Here is a 424-nt window from a genome sequence, read left to right as displayed (position 1 = left end):
GGTTGGGACGGAACCTACAATGGACAAAACATGCCTGCTAGCGACTATTGGTTCACTGCGATAATTCAACAAAATGGTAAATCATTTAAGATTTTAGGGCACTTCTCATTAAAACGTTAAAAAAAACCACCTTATAACCTCCCAAACGAGAAGTTAACCTAATTGCTTCATTTTCTACTTTATTTTTTACTACATTTATTAAAAAAAGGAAGCGTCGTTTTCTAATATTGCTATTTTATCGTATTATTTTTTTTATGAAAAAGAAAAGTTTCTACCTATTTCTATTCCTTTTCACGCATCAGTATTATGCTCATGCGCAAAAAATTACTACGGACAATACTCAACAGCCAAACACATTAATTCAAGACTTAGTTGGAAATAGTTGCGCAACCGCATCGAATGTAGCTTCTTCAATTAACGGTAG

The 424-nt window shown here is 33.3% G+C and carries 1 protein-coding gene; it reads left to right on the top strand.

Going from position 1 to position 424, the window contains the following annotated elements:
• Window positions 1–120, top strand: a 120-nt coding sequence (locus Q0807_RS18965) for a T9SS type B sorting domain-containing protein (protein WP_367180285.1), incomplete at its 5' end; no start/stop codon positions are given.
• Window positions 121–424: the final 304 nt, after the last annotated feature.

It is taken from the genome of uncultured Winogradskyella sp. (genome assembly GCF_947495255.1).
GTDB lineage: Bacteria > Bacteroidota > Bacteroidia > Flavobacteriales > Flavobacteriaceae > Winogradskyella.
The sequence above is the reverse complement of the archived record's forward strand: the minus strand, read 5'-3'. Positions and strand labels throughout refer to the sequence as shown.